We start from the raw sequence: 1,025 nt of genomic DNA on the forward strand, positions 1-1,025 counted from the left end.
TTTAAAAAGTCGTTGGCAGCGCAGTAGTGAGGCGCCTTACAACGTGATTTGGGAGGTGGCGATTAAGCTATATCCTAATGATTTTAAAGAAGGTCAGCAAGATAAGCCTTTATTATTAACACCGAATAAAGTGATCGGTTTTATGCTTGCCTATTGCGATAATGATGGCAGCCCAGTAAGAGAGCATTTTATGGGTTCTCATGAGATCCCCCCAGTTAATGGTGACAAAAACAGAGGCTTTATCGACGCCAGTGTGTTTGGGCGTATGACCCTTAAACGTTAGTTTGCCTCTACGGCGATTAACATGATTGCTGGCTATTTATTTTTGATTTGGCTAGTCTTTAAGCATAAATCGGTAAAAGGAGTAATACCATGGAAGTGCGCGATATCATGACCCCGAATCCTTTTTGTATTAGCAATGAAGCTAGCCTTAAAGATGCTCATCAATTGATGCAAACTCGCAATGTGCGCCATTTGCCGGTGATTTCGGAAACGACAGGGCAATTCATTGGGATGCTAACCCATAAAAAGATGATCGCTGTTGTATTAACCATGCTCAATAAATATGGCCAAGGGGCGTTAGATAGAAAGGAGCGCTTTACGCCTATTACCGAGGTTATGGACACCCAAGTGCAGAAGCTCGGTTTGGACGAGCCGCTGACGGTTGTAGTGCAATATTTTATCGACAATAAACTGGGTTGTTTACCTGTGGTTGATGAACACAATAAGGTACTAGGAATTGTGACATCGTCAGATTTTGTCAAACTCTGCCAGCGCCTACTGCTAACGCAAAAGTAACGATATTGGTCTTTTTCTGCTCGAGCTAAGCAGAACATTGACATGTGCAGCCTGAGTTGACTCTCAGTTTTACATTTATGTATAAGTGAAATATAGCTCTACAGCTAGCCGGAATAAAATGGTGACTAAACCAATAATAAATGTAGAAAATACTAAAATAAATATAGGAAGATAACCTAAAATCCCTTCATTTGCTTTAAGTGATGCAAAATGTATGATTCCGTAAA

2 protein-coding genes are annotated in these 1,025 nt (G+C 40.6%); both read left to right on the forward strand.

Annotation, left to right across the window (positions count from 1 at the left end):
- Positions 1-283: sugar-binding protein (locus tag CXF78_RS01715; RefSeq protein ID WP_219622051.1), on the forward strand; the 283-nt coding region annotated here is incomplete at its 5' end.
- A gap of 89 nt (positions 284-372) precedes the next feature.
- Positions 373-798 carry a CBS domain-containing protein gene (locus CXF78_RS01720; RefSeq protein ID WP_102035785.1) on the forward strand — a complete coding sequence of 142 codons (426 nt, stop codon included), beginning with the start codon at positions 373-375 and terminating at the stop codon, positions 796-798.
- Positions 799-1,025 lie beyond the last annotated feature (227 nt).

Source organism: Shewanella sp. 11B5, from assembly GCF_002836795.1.
Lineage (GTDB): Bacteria > Pseudomonadota > Gammaproteobacteria > Enterobacterales > Shewanellaceae > Shewanella > Shewanella frigidimarina.

Excerpts from the sequence above, each read along its gene's own strand:
- CXF78_RS01720 (WP_102035785.1), top strand. The coding sequence starts at position 373 with ATGGAAGTGCGCGATATCATGACCCCGAATCCTTTTTGTATTAGCAAT.